This is a genomic window from Candidatus Enterococcus moelleringii, from assembly GCF_017377575.1.
In the GTDB taxonomy this organism is placed as follows: Bacteria; Bacillota; Bacilli; order Lactobacillales; family Enterococcaceae; genus Enterococcus_A; species Enterococcus_A moelleringii.
In genome coordinates, this window is record NZ_JAFREM010000013.1 from 114,906 (window position 1) to 131,821 (window position 16,916).

The 16,916-nt window shown below is 40.6% G+C and carries 12 protein-coding genes and 1 pseudogene; 10 read left to right on the forward strand and 3 right to left on the reverse strand.

Annotated features, from left to right (window positions below; all coding sequences use genetic code 11):
- The first annotated feature begins 350 nt into the window (after positions 1–350).
- The 6 genes and pseudogenes from JZO70_RS08620 (at position 351) to JZO70_RS08645 (ending at position 5,556) form a co-directional block, all read left to right on the forward strand.
- Positions 351–1,451: pseudogene (locus JZO70_RS08620) on the forward strand (RtcB family protein).
- A 68-nt stretch (positions 1,452–1,519) separates the two neighbouring features.
- Positions 1,520–1,873, forward strand: a complete 354-nt coding sequence (locus JZO70_RS08625; RefSeq protein WP_207673151.1) for a hypothetical protein — start codon at positions 1,520–1,522, stop codon at positions 1,871–1,873.
- A 160-nt stretch (positions 1,874–2,033) separates the two neighbouring features.
- On the forward strand, positions 2,034–3,038 hold the full coding sequence (locus JZO70_RS08630; protein ID WP_347565115.1) for a LytTR family transcriptional regulator DNA-binding domain-containing protein: 1,005 nt from the start codon (positions 2,034–2,036) through the stop codon (positions 3,036–3,038).
- Positions 3,039–3,212: 174 nt separating this feature from the next.
- Positions 3,213–4,067 carry an ABC transporter ATP-binding protein gene (locus JZO70_RS08635; RefSeq protein ID WP_207673153.1) on the forward strand — a complete coding sequence of 285 codons (855 nt, stop codon included), beginning with the start codon at positions 3,213–3,215 and terminating at the stop codon, positions 4,065–4,067.
- Positions 4,064–4,813 (forward strand): ABC transporter permease, encoded by a 750-nt coding sequence (locus tag JZO70_RS08640; RefSeq protein ID WP_207673154.1) that lies wholly within the window; start codon positions 4,064–4,066, stop codon positions 4,811–4,813. The genes JZO70_RS08635 and JZO70_RS08640 overlap by 4 nt, the downstream gene beginning before the upstream one ends.
- Before the next feature lie 38 nt (positions 4,814–4,851).
- Positions 4,852–5,556: a hypothetical protein gene (locus JZO70_RS08645; protein WP_207673155.1), complete on the forward strand. Its 705-nt coding sequence runs from the start codon at positions 4,852–4,854 to the stop codon at positions 5,554–5,556.
- 294 nt (positions 5,557–5,850) lie between these two features.
- On the opposite strand, the gene JZO70_RS08650 is transcribed toward JZO70_RS08645, so the two are convergent.
- The 3 genes from JZO70_RS08650 to JZO70_RS08660 all read right to left on the reverse strand — a co-directional run bounded on the left by JZO70_RS08650 (position 5,851) and on the right by JZO70_RS08660 (position 7,501).
- Positions 5,851–6,606, reverse strand: coding sequence for a tRNA(His) guanylyltransferase Thg1 family protein (locus JZO70_RS08650; RefSeq protein ID WP_207673156.1), 756 nt, complete (start codon positions 6,604–6,606; stop codon positions 5,851–5,853).
- Positions 6,593–7,045 (reverse strand): AAA family ATPase, encoded by a 453-nt coding sequence (locus tag JZO70_RS08655; protein ID WP_207673157.1) that lies wholly within the window; start codon positions 7,043–7,045, stop codon positions 6,593–6,595. Before JZO70_RS08655 ends, JZO70_RS08650 begins: the two co-directional genes overlap by 14 nt.
- Positions 7,046–7,270: 225 nt before the next feature.
- Complete coding sequence (locus JZO70_RS08660; RefSeq protein WP_207673158.1) at positions 7,271–7,501, reverse strand: helix-turn-helix domain-containing protein; 231 nt, start codon at positions 7,499–7,501, stop codon at positions 7,271–7,273.
- A 636-nt stretch (positions 7,502–8,137) separates the two neighbouring features.
- On the opposite strand from JZO70_RS08660, the gene JZO70_RS08665 reads away from it, so the two are divergent.
- From JZO70_RS08665 to JZO70_RS08680, 4 genes are all read left to right on the forward strand, one after another.
- Positions 8,138–9,238, forward strand: a complete 1,101-nt coding sequence (locus tag JZO70_RS08665; protein ID WP_207673159.1) for a tyrosine-type recombinase/integrase — start codon at positions 8,138–8,140, stop codon at positions 9,236–9,238.
- Between the two features lie 346 nt (positions 9,239–9,584).
- On the forward strand, positions 9,585–11,330 hold the full coding sequence (locus JZO70_RS08670; RefSeq protein WP_207673160.1) for a SpaH/EbpB family LPXTG-anchored major pilin: 1,746 nt from the start codon (positions 9,585–9,587) through the stop codon (positions 11,328–11,330).
- A 28-nt stretch (positions 11,331–11,358) separates the two neighbouring features.
- Complete coding sequence (locus tag JZO70_RS08675) at positions 11,359–16,098, forward strand: prealbumin-like fold domain-containing protein (RefSeq protein WP_207673161.1); 4,740 nt, start codon at positions 11,359–11,361, stop codon at positions 16,096–16,098.
- Positions 16,098–16,799, forward strand: coding sequence for a pilin N-terminal domain-containing protein (locus tag JZO70_RS08680; RefSeq protein WP_207673162.1), 702 nt, complete (start codon positions 16,098–16,100; stop codon positions 16,797–16,799). Before JZO70_RS08675 ends, JZO70_RS08680 begins: the two co-directional genes overlap by 1 nt.
- The last annotated feature ends 117 nt before the right edge of the window (positions 16,800–16,916 follow it).

The following is a 16,916-nucleotide window of genomic DNA, read 5'->3' on the forward strand; positions in this document are numbered from 1 at the left end:
GATCTTTACAGGATAACTGTGAGGGTTGGCTCTTTTTTGTCGTGAATAGCAAATTTTTTTAAAAGCCTTTTAAAAAAATATTTAGAACAAGTGGTTAGTAGCGGACTAAAGTAATATAGTATTAGTAGTTAAGTGTTTATAATAGTAGTTTTTATCAAACCAAACGTATAAAAATGAAAACGGTTGAAGGTGAGGTAAGTTGGATAAATTATATAAAGATGCTCACCGATCGCATAAAAGATGGTTCTGATTAAGGAGGAAAACGAATGATGTTACTAGAGGGGAAATTCAATCAAGCAAAGGTATTCACCGAAGAAGTTGAAGAGACCGCCAAATCTCAAATTATCGAAATGCTGGATCAAGAATTTGTAAAAAATGAAACGGTGAGAATTATGCCAGATGTTCATGCAGGAAAAGGCTCAACGATCGGAACAACTATGACCATCAGCAATCAGAAAGTTGTCCCGAATCTCGTAGGGGTAGACATTGGTTGCGGAATCAGTGTGTATGATTTAGGCGACATTGGCGATCCTAACTGGACCAAACTAGATAAGGTCATAGCCGAATTTGTTCCCTCGGGAAATAAGGTCAGAAACAAAATGGTCAGTGATCCGTTTGGTTTCAACCAGTTGTCTTTTGATTTGTTCAATGAAAATCGAATCCAACTATCAAAAGGAACACTGGGCGGTGGGAATCATTTTATTGAAATCTCAAAGTCAGGTGACAGCTATTTCCTGATGATTCATTCAGGCTCAAGGAATTTAGGCGTTCAAGTAGCGAAACACCACCAAGATGCGGCCATCAACTACCACAAGAACGATGTATACGATAAAAAAGCATTAATCAAATAATTGAAAAAAGAAGGTCGAGAAAAAGAAATTGAGGCTGAGCTTAAAAAAATAAAGCCAATCGCTTTTAATAAAGATCTGGCCTTTTTGGAGGGAGACCTGCTTGATGCCTATTTGAACGACATGGCGATTGCGCAAAAATTTGCGATTGAAAATCGGGCCCTGATGGCAGCGATGATAATCGATAAAATGGGGTGGCAGCCAATAGATTCCTTTGACTCGATCCACAACTATATTGATTTAGCTAACGGCATTCTGAGAAAAGGAGCAACCGATGCTTCAAAAGGAACGCGGCTAGTTATTCCTTTGAATATGCGGGATGGTGCGATTATTGCTGTTGGAAAAGGGAATCAAGATTGGAATTGTTCTGCACCCCATGGAGCTGGCAGGGTGATGTCCCGTACTAAAGCCAAAGAACTGGTTAGTTTTAGCGACTTTGAAGAGTCGATGAAAGGTATTTATTCTACGTCGGTGGTGAAGTCAACGATCGATGAATCTCCCTTTGCCTACAAGAAATCTCACAGCATCATCGACAATATTCAAGATACGGTTGAAATTCAAGATATTGTTAAGCCGGTTTATAATTTCAAAGCACACGATTAGTTCATTGATAGCGGGTCGGTGGAGAAAAGAAAGATAGTCAAATTCCAAAATTTGGAGGAGGAGAAAAGATGACACACTGCATTAACTTAAACATTCACTACACGATACCGGATGAACTATGGGATAAGGTCTTAGCAGTTTTTCGATCCATGCCTTATTGGACAGAAAGTAGCGAGGGCACCCATTGGTTTGGTCCAGACATAGATTTATCGACATCTGTTGAGCCTGGGGGCATTCAAATATATGGCACGATGCCTGACGAAATTTGGACAGAATGGTACAGCAGCTTAAAAGAAAAATTGACTAATGCATTGGGCTACGAAATCGGTGAACCTGAGGATGGATACGAGTTCAAATATTGGGATACAAGAGAGAATACTTTGAGAAAAATCCTACGAAAATTTCTTCGCTTCGGCGATTAACATTTATGATTGGCTGGTTATAAAAGATACAATCTAATATTTTAGAGCTGACTTTTACAGTAGGACTGTAAAGATCAGCTCTTTTTAACCATTTCGCCAGCCACCTTCCACTATTGCAGAATAGAATCAGGTATAATAAGGAAAATATCTCGATGAAAGGGTGAATGCCTTGCGTTTGATCCATCTAAACCAAGTAATGAAACAAGAAAATAATCAGTCGATTTTGAAAAATATCACGCTGGAAATCAATCAAGCCGATCAGATCGGAATCAAAATGACCCAAAAAGAAAGTCGGCTGTTGTTTGAATTGCTGCTGGGCAAACTGACACCTTCCAGCGGAACGATTGAGCGCCAGACCAAGTCCGTCATTTCCGAACTGAAGACAGATGAACTTTACGATTTTATGACTGTGAGCACCTACCTGAAGTTCTTTAAAAAACTTGCTGGCTTTCCCTCAGAATTGGAACCCCACATCGAAGCTTTTTCCCTATTAGATGTTTGGGAGAAAAAGATCAAGTCCTTGAACCGCGATCAGAAAAAACGGGTGAGTTTGTTTCGACTGTTTTTATTCCAGCCGGAGCTGCTGCTGATTGAAAGTCCCTTGACCAATTTAACTGATGAGGGAATCGAATTGTACTTGAAAGCTTTGCGTCACGTTCGCCAGCAAAAAACGGCGTGCCTGTTTACGGCTTACTATGTGGAAGAGCTTTTATTGCTTAGCGAGGAGATTTATCGTTATCAGAAAAATACGGGCCTGGAAAAAACCGACTTAACTTCGGAGGACGCACCAGTCTTTAATGAAGCTGAAAAAGCTAATTCCCAACCAAAAAGTGTCTTTAAGGTGGCGTGCAAGCTGGCAGATAAAACGATCTTTTTTAGTCCTAATGAAATTGACTACATCGAAAGCATCAATAGCGTCAGCAACATTCGAATCGGTGAGGAATATTTTCCTTCCGTTTTGACCATGGCTGAGCTGGAAGGGCGGCTGGCGAATTTCGGATTTTTCCGCTGCCATCGTTCCTATTTAGTAAACTTGCAGCGAATTTCTGAGCTGATCAGTTACTCCAAAAACAGCTACACCTTGATTTTGAAAGGTTCCTCCACCGGAAAGCTGCCTTTGTCGCGCTCCCGATTAGAGGAAATGAAGCAATTAATTGAATTTTAGCGGTACATTTCGGCGGAAAAACGACTGATTTCCACCTTGAATCAGTACATTTGGGGCATTTTCAGTACTATTCAGCGAAATTTTACGTCTTTTTCCAGTTTGTTCACTAAGATGGGGTTAGAGATCAGCGGGACCAGCTGATCGTCTAACTATCTTAAAGGAGCGAAAAAGCAAATGGAAAGTACCCCTGTAATTCAAGTCAAACATTTGGCTAAGCAGTTCAAAAAAGAAACCGCGTTAAAAGATATCAGCTTCTCAATTCAAGCCGGCGAAATTTTCGGCTTCCTGGGACCATCTGGTGCAGGCAAAACCACAACCATCAAAATCCTAACGGGCCAGCTGACTCAGAGTGCCGGTCAAGCATCGGTTTTAGGAAAAGCGGTGGAACAGATGGATGAAAGTATTTATCAGCAGGTGGGGATCGTCACCGATAATAGCGGCATTTACGAACGATTGAGTGTCTATCAAAATCTGGCATTTTTTGCTCGCTTATTAGGCGTGGAAAAACGACGCATTGATGAGCTGTTAGAACGAGTCGGTTTGCAGGATCAAGCGAAGAAGCCTGCCGCAAAATTGTCTAAAGGAATGAAGCAGCGCCTGATCCTAGCTAGAGCAATTTTGCATGAGCCTAAAGTCCTCTTTTTAGATGAACCCACCAATGGACTTGATCCAAGTACAGCTGAGGCGGTTCACACTTTACTGCTGGAATTAAAACAAAAAGGTACGGCCATTTTTCTAACCACTCACAATATGGAGGAAGCCACTAAGCTGTGCGATCGCATTGCTTTGTTAAATGAGGGTTTGATTGTCGAAAGCGGCTCACCGAAAGCAATTTGTTTGAAATTTAATCGCAAACGATATTATCAAGTGGTATTGAAGGATGAAGGGGAACTGACGCTGCCTCATACTGCTGAAACGAAAGCCAAAATTGATCAATGGGTGGCTGATGATCGTCTGTTATCGATCCATTCTTGTGAGCCAACGTTGGAAAAAGTCTTTTTAGAGGTAACTGGGAGGGATTTAGTATGAGATTATCATTGAGAAAAATCGACGCCATCTTTTGGATGAAGCTGCAGGCTATTACGAAAAACATGAGTATTATGATAGGACCGATCATGGCGATAGGTATTGTATTGTTAATGAAAGCGGTGATGCCGGAGGTGGATGCCAGTGAAGGTGGAATCCAATTTTCTAAAGGGCCATTTTTGCTGAGTTTTGGCTTGCTCTTTAATAATGTGATGGGTGGCATGATGATGAGCAGTCATCCCTTAGCTGAAGAAAAAGAGAAGAATACGCTGCGGGTCTTAATGACTTCTTCCGTGAAGGGCGGGGAATTCTTTATCGGCAGTATGCTGCCATCTTTATTGATATTATTCGTCGTCAATCTTCTTTTGATTCCTGTTAGTGGAGTAGCATTTTCCCAAATCCAGCTGCCAACCTATCTTTTTCTAACAACCATGACCAGCTTAATCACCATTTTAATGGGTTACATCATCGGAATTGTTGCGAAAAATCAAGCACAGGCCAATTTGGTAGGAACGCCGATTATGCTAGCATTAACAATGATTCCATCGTTTAGTGGTTTTCATGCGAATATAAGTAAAATTTCCAGCTACACTTACTCAGGAGTATTGTCGAAATATACGCAGAGCGCGTTTTCTCCAGAAAAATATCAGTGGAATAGTAAGGATCTCGGCGTTCTATTCGCTTGGTTCGTTGTTTGTTTAGGCTTGTTCATTTATGCCTATAAGAAGAATGGGTTGGATGGCGAGTAGCAGATTTTATTCCAATATAAATGGGAGGCCTAAAAACGATGGAAAATAATAGGGTGATAAATAGAGGAAACAGTGCTTCTATAAGTGAAGTGTGTTTACCAGTAATCGAGTTGACTATGCTAAGATATGAGAACTTATTTTATTATTATGCGGATGAACCACTCACTGTTCTCGTTTCACAAGCAAACAATGAAAAAGAAGAGTTCCGTCGAGTTTTTAGGGTAATTTGCCAAATGCTTGACGGTGACTCGTTTGCTTGGTCGATATACGCCGGAGATTTAGAAGAACTTGATCACATCGTAGTAAGAAAAGTAGTTTGGCATTACTCTATGGATAAAAAGAACGTAATAGAACGGGCACGATTTGAACGAGAAAAGTTGCTGACACAGTACCCATCGATCGAAACAGAAACAATATATTTGAAAAATAATTTGTGGAAAGAAACAGTGGTTGCACAGCTGGCAACTTTAGATGAAGAGTTGACTAGAGGCATAACTTTACGTGACAATGATCATCCTGATTACTCTCGTATCCACACAAACATTGGTAGATGGTATGACTGGGGGAAAATTGAATTGGCATTCTCACCCTTGAAGGTCAATGAAGAGATTGAGAGGAAAATTTCTAGTATTATAGAGACTATCGATCAATCAATTAAAAATCAAACGATGCAAGTACTGGAGATTCTTCTCAATTACAGTATCCCGCCAACAGTTTTTAAACATTATAGCGAAGGGGACTAACTTGTGTTTCTCAGAATCACTAAATCCAATCCGATATTCAGAAACGAAAAAGGACATTATCTTAAAGATGATTGGATCGCACTTTGTGATATGGATTAGTTCGGTGTAGTTTATTTCAAAGATCTCCTTCCTATATATGGTATAAAACTATAATACGCGGAAGCTATAAACAGTATAAGTAGCTACGAAAAAAGCAAGTACATCCATACCTGCTTTTTTTCGCAGCGACAACCAAACTTGAGAAAGAACCCGTTTATTGAGTAAGCCGCTTATTTGTTCCGATTTATTAAAAAACTACTCTAATAATTCCCCAATAAACGCACTATACGCATCCTTCATCGGTAAATCATAATCCACTACCAATTTACGACGCGTCGTTTTGCTGGGGTCCTTTGTGACTGGATTAAAGCCGATCTTTTCTTCCTGTTTCCAGTAAACACCGATTCCGCGTTTTTGCCAATTTGGTAGTTCATTAAAGTTTATGCCGTTCTGGAAAAGAAATTCATTTTTCTCGCTGACAGATAGTCCTTCCAAATAGCTTGTTGCTTTTGCGACATTAACACCTTGCTTTCTCTGGAGCCAATAACAATGAGCGTTTAACGCATTGCGGCTGGCATCTTCGTTGCGCCAACGAAAATAATCAATTACCGCGCTTTTTGTCGGAAGCTCTGAAATTCGACAGTCAAATGCTCCAATCGAGCCTAAAAGCAAAGAGAATTTAGCACTAGCTTCACCCGCTAAAATTGAGTTGTATTTTCGTGTTTTCCGGCTGAAGGCGGATTCATTTAAGCTGAATAATAACGAAATCTCGTCACTTTCTGTGTAGCCGTAAACAACATGAAAACCACAATTCATCAAATGCTTCACTGTATCTACCATGTAATCACGAAAACGTTCATCAAATGGTGCTTCAAATTTTTCCCGATCCTTCGTTAATGTTGTGAAATTTCGCCCATCGATCCGGGCAACCATATACATTTCTGGCAAAACAATGTGATCTTGATTCGTTTCATAAATTCGCATTTTAGCGTCTAACTCACTGAACTTCATTCTCCCACTCCTTTATCTCAAATGCTTGATCTTCTGTCTGTGTAACGTAGTAAAGCTGTGAGAAACCTTCGTCAAAACTAGGCAGCTCAAGCTTGGAGGCAGTAGATTTCAAAGCTATCTCGGGCAAACGTGCCTTGCCGCTGCGTTGCTGGTTCCGTTTTAAACAATCGGCTAGCTTTGATTGAAAGTAGTAGCCAATGAAAGTGACGTCCGCTCTATCAAGAAGCTGAAAATAGCGCTGACGATCGAGCTTAGTTGGGTTGGTATTGTCAATTACGACAGATTGACTGATTTCTAGGCAGGTTTGCAGCAGCTGTTTCTCCTTATTGCGCGTATGGAGCATATCTAAGTTTATTCGTAAATGACTGGTCGAAAAATACTCCTGATAAAAGGTGCTTTTCCCACTAGCCTGAAGTCCTATCAATAAGATAACTTCCATTAATCTGCCTCCTTTTTATTTATAAACTAGTATAGCTTAGGCACCTATACAAGACAACTGAGGCTCTGAGATGAATGGACAGGAGAATAACCGATAGAGGATTCGATCCTTTAGAAAAACGACCAACTCTGATTTATCGATGGTTGGGTGTTTAAGTATAGAAAAATGCTGTCCCAAAATTAGTTTTCTAATCTTGGAACAGCATTATTTTGTGCAACTAGATATTTATAACCGAAGTCTTTTCCTCGGATAAGGAACCTTCTCATCAGTCAACCCTACAAGATAATCAATGCTGGTACCATAATATTCAGCTAGTTTGTACATAATTTGGAGCGGCACCTCCCGCAACCCTCGTTCATACTTCGAATACAACGATTGGTCACACTGCAAGTATTCAGCGATTTCCTGCTGGGTCAAATCTTTGTCTTCTCTTACGTCTTTTATTCGCAAATTCATATTATCACCTAACGATAGTTTATCTTAGGACGATATGACCTATTGCTTTTTAGGACAAATAGTCCTAAAATGGAGACAAGAGATTATTTCATGTTTATTAGTGAAGACGGAAAACAGTTCAAGAATAATGGTGTTATGAATTTAAGAGATGACTCAAAAGATTTCTAGTGTGTGGTTGGTTAATAGAAAAGAAGAGGGTGTGAAGATGAATTGCTGAATAAGTTATTAAATAAGGACTTAAGCATTCGGAAAGTAATTACTTTATTACAAAAGTTTAACTAACAATAAAAAAGATGATGCAATTATTGTTAAGTGAGAGTAAACTTAAAAATGTTGAATTCATTGAATTATGGGGAGTTCTAACACATTATTGATTTCTTTGATTAAGCAAATCTAAGAAAAAACCCACAACAAATAATTAAAATCTTTCTAAACAAAGTATAGTATACCGATATTAATTCGTCAATATTCTTTCTAAAAATAATTTATTTGGGAAAAATGAACGTTTTGACAACTCCGGAATGCTAACTTTGGCACAACAAAATAGGAAATTGACAGATTGTGGGTGTTTCAATAGATTTATGCGCCGTCAAATAAGCCGTCAAACATATCACTATATTGGAGGGATATTTACACATGAGTCGTAGAGGAGAAAATATTTACAAGCGCAAGGATGGTCGTTGGGAAGGTCGTTATATTAAAGGCCGTAGGGAAAACGGGAAAATCCATTACGGATACGTTTATCGCAAAAGTTACAAAGCCACTAAAGCAAAATTATTAGAGATGAAATGGTTCTATAGCCAAATTCAGACGGTTCAAGGCACCTATTCTGGAAGCGTTCGCGACTGGATTGAGCACTGTTTGGAGCAGCAAAAAGACCAAGTGAAGTATTCGACGTTAACCACGTATAAATACAAAATGGAAAAGTATCTTTTGCCTTTTCTTGGAGAAACTGCATTGCGGGAGATTACCCAAAAAGAAATTCAAAAATGGATTGCAGCTTTAGAAGAGCTGCCTTTGTCCAGCTCAACGATCCATATGATCGTTCAGACTGCCCGCCGTTATTTTGAACAGGCAGTGACTGAAGCCGCCTTGGAGACAAACCCTTGTAATGGAGCAGTCTTACCCAAAAAAGAAGCAACGAAAATCCAGCCTTTGACAGTTGAAGATCAGAAAAAATTAGAAGAAACTGCTGCAGCTGAAAAAAACGGCAAACCGATTCTTTTCGCGTTGCAGACAGGTTTGCGCATCGGCGAAGTAGCTGCGTTGCGTTGGGAAGACATCGATTTCTCCAATAATTTGATCACGATTTGTCATACGTATCAGCGGGTATTATCTGAAGGAACGGGAACCGAATTGCAGCTAGGACGTCCGAAAACGAAGGCTTCCGAGCGAGTGCTTCCGTTATCTTCTCGTCTAAAATCGTGGTTGCTTTCATGGCGTCCAGCCCAGCAGACAGAGTTTGTTTTCCAAGTGGGAGACCATCCGATGGAACCGCGTTTGATCTCGTATCATTTCGCTAAAATTTGTAAAAAAGCTGGGATCATCAACTGTCATTTCTACCAGTTGCGTCACACGTTTGCCACTCGGTTATTGGAAACCAGCGGGACAATCGCGGGAATTAGTGCGCTTTTAGGGCATACTTCTACCAAAACGACCCTGGACATTTATACTGGCAGTGATCTAACCGATCGCCGCAAGATGGTCAATGAATTATCAATGGGATGGGTGAACTAGTCTCATACAAGTAACGGCTTATTAGTTATTTAAATAACTAGATTAGAATAATTTTAAAAAAGCCCTCATTTGCCGCAGGGCTTTTTGTCGTGTTTTATAACATTTGTCATTTTATCTCCTAGAATTTTTCATTAGATTTATCAGCCGTCAATAAGCCGTCAAAAGTCTGAATTACCCTTGTAGCCTAGCCCGTTTTCTTAGATTTGCTTAGTCTATGAAAACCAGAAACGGCTTCATTCAGCTATTATAGTCGCTTTTTCTAGTAAGGTCTAGTGATATCCTTATGGGCAAAAGCAGCTGTCATGGGTGGATGGGGCTAAAAAAAGGGGAAAAGGAGTTTTTTATTATGAAGAGCAACAAAAGAAAGATTGTGCGGTTGGCAATGACGGCAGCCTTATTGGCATCCGTCGGAACAGGGTTAGGTAGTTTGGCTTTGGGGAATGGAGTGGAAGCTGACGCAGTGCAAAACATCAGCACCAATCCAGTAGCAGACGAAACATCAGAACGCTCACTGACCATTTGGAAATACCAAGTAAAGGATGCTTCCGAATTAGGTGGACGTGGCGATGGTAAAGAAGAAACTGTTACAAAAGATCCATTAGAAGGAATTAAATTTAGAATCCAAAAAGTAACTCCTGTTAGTGGCGTGTCATTAGTGAATCCGCTGGTACAAAAGGAAACAACACATTATACGATCGATTCAACAGTAGGAACAATTACTACCGGAGCAAATGGTAGTGCCAAACAAGTTTTGGGTACAGGCACAGCAGCAGACGGAGTTTATCTAGTTACTGAGTTGCCAGATGATCGTGGCGAATCACCAAGCGTTGCGAAACCAGCTGATCCATTCTTCGTTTACGTACCTCAAACGGATCGGTCAGATCTTAGTTCATTGATCTACGACGTTGAAGTGCAACCAAAGAATATTATGGAATCATTAATTGATCCAGTGAAAACTGTAAATGAAGGAGAAGCTCATTCCATTAAAGCAGGAGTACCCTTCACATGGGAAGCAACAGCGAACTTACCAAGTGGTTTATACACAGTGGCTGCCCAAGATATGGTGATTACACCGGTTTACGATGAAGAAGGAAACCAAGTTGCTGATATTACTGTAGAAGCTGGTGAAGGAATCCATGCCAATTACTTCCGTATTAACGATACGTTAGTAAAAGAACTACTATTAGACAATGTCGTAGCGCAGGTGAAAACCGAAACCGGTGATTGGACAAATTTAGTTTTCGGTACTGATTACAAAGTCTTCGTTAATGGTACTGAACAAACGACAGCACCTGTTACTGACGCGACCGATGCAGAAAAAGTAGTACGCGTTGAATTGACACGAGCTGGAATGGAAAAAGTTGCCACTAATAATGATACAAAAATCCGAGTTGTGTACACCACTCATACAGCAAACGATTATAACGGTACAATTTCCAATAGCTTCAACGTTGACTTCTTGACTCCTGGTTTAGAACCAGTGACTCCAAAGATTCCAGACGGCAGCGAGCCTAAGTATTACACTGGCGGATTTGACATTGAGAAAACGGCTGAAGACAAAGCGGCACCAGATAATAAATTGGCTGGAGCAGAATTCCACATTGCAGCAAACGAAGCAGATGCTAAAGCAGGTAAATTCATTGCGTCAGATGGTAAGTCATATGTAAAAGCTGATCTACCAACAGACGTAACTTTCTTAACAGCAACAACTACCGCTGATGGCCGTGCAGAATTTAACGGTTTGGCTTTGAAATGTTACGAAGACAAAAACAACAACGGCAAACAAGACTTAACAGATGATCCTGAAACTAACGAACCAACTTTTGCTACTGCGGATATTAAACAAGATTACTGGGTAGTGGAAACCAAAGCACCAAGCGGTTACGAATTATTGAAAGCACCACAAAAAGTAACGGTTGATTTAAGTACAGCCGATGACACGCTGGTTGAATTGAATGTAGTCGACAAACCAACAACTGACCTGCCATTCACCGGGGGCGAAGGTACGATGTTATTAGTTGCCATCGCATTAGGTGCAATCACTATCGGTACAGTTGCGATCGTGATCGACAAAAGAAGACGTGCGGCATAATTCTTGGAGTAGAAAGGAAAGGTAGAAGATGCACAACAAAAAACGTATCAAAAAACTACTCGCTCTTTGCCTTCCACTCCTTGTTGTCCTGGGGGTGGCCGGCGCCATCTCCCAAGGGCCGTTTTTAAAAGCAAACGACAGTGGACCAGCCTTAGTCAGCCTCGCAATTAATGGGGAAGAACAGTCCGATGGCACGTTTGAGACCGAAGATGAATCGGTGAACATAGCACTAACTGCAAAAGAACGAAGCTTGTTGGAACTCCCCTACGATGAGCATGTGCAAATTACGCCATTGGATGAGAGTGAACAGGAATACGCCTATCCGCAAATCGGACAGGACGACTTTAAAAAAGAAGATTTTGTAAAGCAATTTGAAGAAGCAAACCAAACAGAAGAAAGCACCAGCACCACTGATTCAACTGAAATTGTAGAAGAACAGACTCCCGAGGTTCAAGAACATGATTCCTCCCTTTTTTCTGTGTCAGAAAATGACCAAAAAGGTGTCTTCTATTTAACGATGGAAAAAGATGAAGTTCGCAGGTTTAAAGTCACACGTAAAAGTACAGAAACAAAAGAAGTGGTTGTGAGGAATGCACAGGATACTGAGTTAGTGCAGAAGTTGTTTCAATTTGGCGTGACCGAGCAGGAATTAGTTCAGCCAGAAGTTCCTTTAATGGAAGAAGAAGTGATGCCAGAAGGAGAAGGAGTACCGGAAGCCGATCCGGCAGCGGAACAACCAGCGGTAGAAGAAGCACCCGTATCAGAAGAATCTGTAAGTGAAGAAAATGCGGCTGTTGCGGATGCGATTGATCGGGGTACGAGGGCGGTTAGTAAAGATGAGCCTTTTCCGGTTACTATAGACGTTGGTAAAAGGACAGGGACAGAAGCCGATTTAGATAAACAAAAAGGACCTGGTTATGACAATTCTCTAGACGATGATATTGTAAGGACTTGGGATTTGGTAACATACAATATCAATGCTGGAATATCAAATGTAGACTCAAAATATACTTCTATTAGGGTTCGTTTAGATATGGAGCTAACAGATGCGTGGCGGATAGATTCCTCGGGTCAACTTAGACAGACAGCAGAATTTGTTAATGGTTCTATTACTGACAATGGAGATGGAACAAAGAAGTCAACTAGAAGTGCGTGGCAAACTGTTGATAGAACTGGCGCAGGTGCAGCGCAGGTTTATTTTGCTGAAACATTGAATGTGCTTGGTGGAGTAAACGGTGATAAATTAAAGCCAAGTTTTACAATTACGATTGAGAGTGCAACAACTACAACTGGTGATGTTGTAGTAATCGATCAGGTTATTGACGCTAATGTTGAGCCGAAGTTGGATAGTACAGAAGTTTACATCAGTGCGAAACCGTTAGTTGATGTTGTACTAGAATGGCACCCAGATGTAAAGACAACTTTTGAAAAAGCTACTGGAACTTCAGATAAACCATCTACAATGGTAACAAATGTAGGGGCTTATGTTCAATTAAAACCTCTACCGGGAAGATCAGATCCTACTTTAATTAAGGGCGTGACATATCCTGTTGGAGGTATAGAGTACACAATTGATCAGAAAATGATTTACAGTATTCGAAATACAACTGTTAGTCGAGAACTTGTAATTGGTACTGATACAAGACCAATGGAGGTAATCGCTTATGATGGGTTGACTGGCTGGACAATGCCTGATAAAAAAATGACTGATCAATATGCGGCCTATCAATCAAATTTTCAACCGGTATCTAGACAAGGACTAAAAGTACCAGTTGGTTATACAAGAAGAACTTATCCTCCAAATACTTCTAGAGATATTTTAATTGGAGTATTTGATACTGGAACACTTGATGTAAAGAATAATTCTGATAATACTATAAATGTTAAAAACCCAGACTATAAACCGGCTAGTGTCGGCAAAAATAAATGGCTCCTCTCAGGTGATCCAATGGGAAGTAATGAAGAACCATTTTCAGTAGTAGCAATGCAATTAGCTTTCCCTTATGAATACCTTGAAAAACAAACTGGAACAGGAGGTCAAATAAGTTATCAACTATCAATTTCTAGCGTAAAGTATGAAGGAATTGAACAAGACGTAAATACAAAAAAAAATATGTCTTGGGACAAAAGTTTTAATGGAGACATTCACAATTTCTCTGTATTTATGGATGAAAATAAGATTGGATTGAACTCACTTTCTGGCAAGCAATGGTCAAGTAACGGGGATGGACGAACTACACAAGGGAATAAAGTTTGGGGACGAGTCATGAGTAGTTTCAAAGATATCGAAGGAGCTACTGGGGTTATATATGGCAGATGGAACGCAAATAACTTTACTTATGATAATTCTAGGACTTTGTCAAATGATACTAGCAGTAATGGAACTAGAATTCTAAAAAATTACTACGGCGTGGGAAACCCAGTACCTAATATGAATCTCAGAAAATTTGGTGAAATTGATTCCTGTTATGTTTGGTACAATACGCCTGAGGAAGCATTAGCAAAAGGTAATATTGTAGCAACTAAAACAGAATATGAGATTACGGACTCTGCAGGAGTTGGGAGACCAGCAACCTTCATTCCTCTAAATGTTTCAAGTGTTTTAGGAGTACAAGATGGAGAAGGTAACCCTAACATATTGTTGACTAATGCATTCAATTTTGCTAGAAATGCCGATATCCAGACTATGTATTATCCTCTTGAGAATTATGGAAATTCAAATTATGACTATACACCAACAACATATAATAAAGATGGAACAATGATAGATTTTCACAAACCATCACCTGGTTGGGGAGATACACTCTATATTGCAGGAATGACTATCCGACCTAATATTTATACTAATGAAGATATTTATAATCCTCAGGAGACAATAAATTGGACTGTTGATGCAAAAGTTGAAAGTGGTTCTGAAAACAACCACAAAGTACAATTTGCTGTCACAATTCCCAAAGAAACCTTATATACATCGGGAACTGCAAAGGATTATCTAGGGAATACTTTACCCGATCCACTAATCGTTGAAAATGGTGATGGTAGTTGGACATTAAGTTGGATATTAGATTATAAGACTGCAAGTGGTACCTATAATCCTAAAGTAACCTTTGATAGTTCAATCGTTTTGTCTAAACTAAATTTTGTTAATAACTTAGCTAGTTTCAGTGGGAAAGTTGTTTCTGAAGTTTGGCTTGAAAATGACGATAGTATTCGAGATACCTCAGATGAGAAGAATTTTAGAACAAGTACAACAAGTATGAATGTAACAAATTCCGGTGTAATCGTTGTTGATAAAAGAGTAGATAAGTCTTATATCGATGCTGGGAATAAAGTTGATCCTGCTCAAGTGGGGACCACAAATCCTACTGACTTTACTTACACAATTTCATTTAAAAATCACTCTACTATACCAATGGAAGAGGTTAAAATACTAGACGTACTGCCTTACAATGGTGATGCAAGAGGAACAGCATTTAACGGAGATTACTCAATCGTAGATGTAACACAACTTCCAGGAAATATTTCAGGAACAGTTTGGTATACCACCAACTCAATTTTGCCAGATAGAGATCCCAATGGAATACCGCTAAGCGCAGGATGGTATCGGGCAACTAGTTATCCTGCTGGGTTAAAAAATGCTAAAGCGATCATGGTTATTTACGATAAACTACCGCAAGGCGAGGACATGTCCTTTACTATCAAAGTTCGGCCAGAGGATCAAAAACCTGGGGACATCTACGTAAACGCGCCATCCTTGAACTCACATATAAATCAATTTGTTCAAGGTGTTCCATCTAGTGTCCGCGTAGTCGGCCGCGACCTCTCAGGTGTCGCCTGGTATGACGACAGTCTAGATGGATTAATCGGAAATAAAACCGATCCAGTTGTACCAGAAGATTTTGCTGCCGATATTCCAGTGAAGCTCTATCGAACTAGTTTAGAGAATCCTGACTATAAGAATGAATTAGTTGAAGAAAGTTTAACAGGTGAAAAATTCATTGATGGATCTGGTAACTCATTAATCAAAACAGATGCCAATGGAAAATACACCTTCTCCAATCTTCCTGAAGGAGAGTATGTCGCCGAGTTTGTAATTGATGGAAAAGTGCATAAAGTGACTAAGAAGCTAGTCGGTGATGATGCAACGAAGAACTCGAAGGCTGATCCAGGCAGTTATAAGACACCAGGTTATACGCAATTGAAGATTAATGAGCTTGGTTCGGTTTGGGGCCAAGACGATTCCGTCAATCATGTGACAGATGTGAATGTTGGCTTGATTCGTCCGGGAACGATCAACCTCTTCAAATACGAAGCAGGTACGGCAGTTGATGGAAACAGTGACGGGCAATTGAGCGATCCTGAAAAAGCGACTGGAACTCCATTGAGAAATGCGGTCTTTGATCTGATCAAAGATCACGGAGGTACTGGAAAGAAGCTGGGAACAGCGACGACGGATGCCGACGGGAAGTTGAAATTTGATGTGGGATCAGGGTTGACCGAGAATTTATTCCCAGGCGACTACTCCTTAGTCGAAACCAAAGCACCATCCGGCTTCGAACTCTTGAAGAAACCAATCAATGTAACCATCACGCAAGGAAACCAAGTAATTCAATTGTACCAAGACAACGACAAAGGAACTGATCTGCCATTTACTGGTGGAGACAATCCAATGATCATTGTCCTGCTGGCAGCCGCAAGTCTCTTAACCGTCGGATTTATTGGCATGATGCTGTACTATCGGCAACCTAAGCGAAGGAGGAAGCTGTGATGAAAAAACTAACAACGTTTTTCCTGCTTCTTTCTTTGCTAACGGGTTTCTTTCTTCTGCCGCAAAATGTGTCGGCAGAAGAAGGCGGCTTCAGCATCACCATCCAAAAGTACAAGCTGACAGAAGGAGTCACTCTGTCTGATGCCGTACCAGAAGATGGGACGAAGGCGGAGCAGGTGACGGATATCAATGGCAATCAGCTTGATCCGTTGGCGGGGATTTCTTATGAGATTGTCCGGGTGTCGCCGATGGAAGGCACCAGCGAGTTTCGGCCAGTTGAAGGGGTGGATGCTTTTTCCACCACGATTACTACCGATGCCCAAGGGGTTGCTCATGTGGGCAATCTTACCGCTGGGACCTATCGAGTAAGTGAACAACCGACGGATACTTTGCGGAATGTGATGGAGCCGGTGACTTTTGAGCTGCCTTTGCCGCAACGAACCGGCGAAGCACTGTCGGAAGTGTATTTGTATCCGAAGTCTAGTATCCAAGTTTTACCAAAATCAGGTGGCACGGAAGATCCTGATGGCACGCCTTCTAAAGGAACCACAACGGCTGCCGGCAATGAAGCCAACAAACGCTTGCCGCAAACCAGCGGTACCTTAGGAACGATGCAGCCTTTGTATTTGATCCTCGTGTTGATCCTGATAATGGGAGCAATCGGCGGCTACTTTATGCAAAGCAAGAAGCATCATTTTTAACGGGTGCAAGTTTTCAAAATTAGAAAGCTGAACGAGTTTGCGAAGCCTTTCTATTCAACGAGTGACTCCTTGGAGTTGCTCGTTGTTTTAAAATCACCACAAGGAGAGGAGTCTAAG

Bases quoted from the DNA above. Each gene is read 5' to 3' on its own strand.
- JZO70_RS08625 (WP_207673151.1), top strand. From the start codon at position 1,520: ATGACACACTGCATTAACTTAAACATTCACTACACGATACCGGATGAA.
- JZO70_RS08635 (WP_207673153.1), top strand. From the start codon at position 3,213: ATGGAAAGTACCCCTGTAATTCAAGTCAAACATTTGGCTAAGCAGTTC.
- JZO70_RS08640 (WP_207673154.1), top strand. From the start codon at position 4,064: ATGAGATTATCATTGAGAAAAATCGACGCCATCTTTTGGATGAAGCTG.
- JZO70_RS08645 (WP_207673155.1), top strand. From the start codon at position 4,852: ATGGAAAATAATAGGGTGATAAATAGAGGAAACAGTGCTTCTATAAGT.
- JZO70_RS08650 (WP_207673156.1), bottom strand. From the start codon at position 6,606: ATGAAGTTCAGTGAGTTAGACGCTAAAATGCGAATTTATGAAACGAAT.
- JZO70_RS08655 (WP_207673157.1), bottom strand. From the start codon at position 7,045: ATGGAAGTTATCTTATTGATAGGACTTCAGGCTAGTGGGAAAAGCACC.
- JZO70_RS08660 (WP_207673158.1), bottom strand. From the start codon at position 7,501: ATGAATTTGCGAATAAAAGACGTAAGAGAAGACAAAGATTTGACCCAG.
- JZO70_RS08665 (WP_207673159.1), top strand. From the start codon at position 8,138: ATGAGTCGTAGAGGAGAAAATATTTACAAGCGCAAGGATGGTCGTTGG.
- JZO70_RS08670 (WP_207673160.1), top strand. From the start codon at position 9,585: ATGAAGAGCAACAAAAGAAAGATTGTGCGGTTGGCAATGACGGCAGCC.
- JZO70_RS08675 (WP_207673161.1), top strand. From the start codon at position 11,359: ATGCACAACAAAAAACGTATCAAAAAACTACTCGCTCTTTGCCTTCCA.
- JZO70_RS08680 (WP_207673162.1), top strand. From the start codon at position 16,098: ATGAAAAAACTAACAACGTTTTTCCTGCTTCTTTCTTTGCTAACGGGT.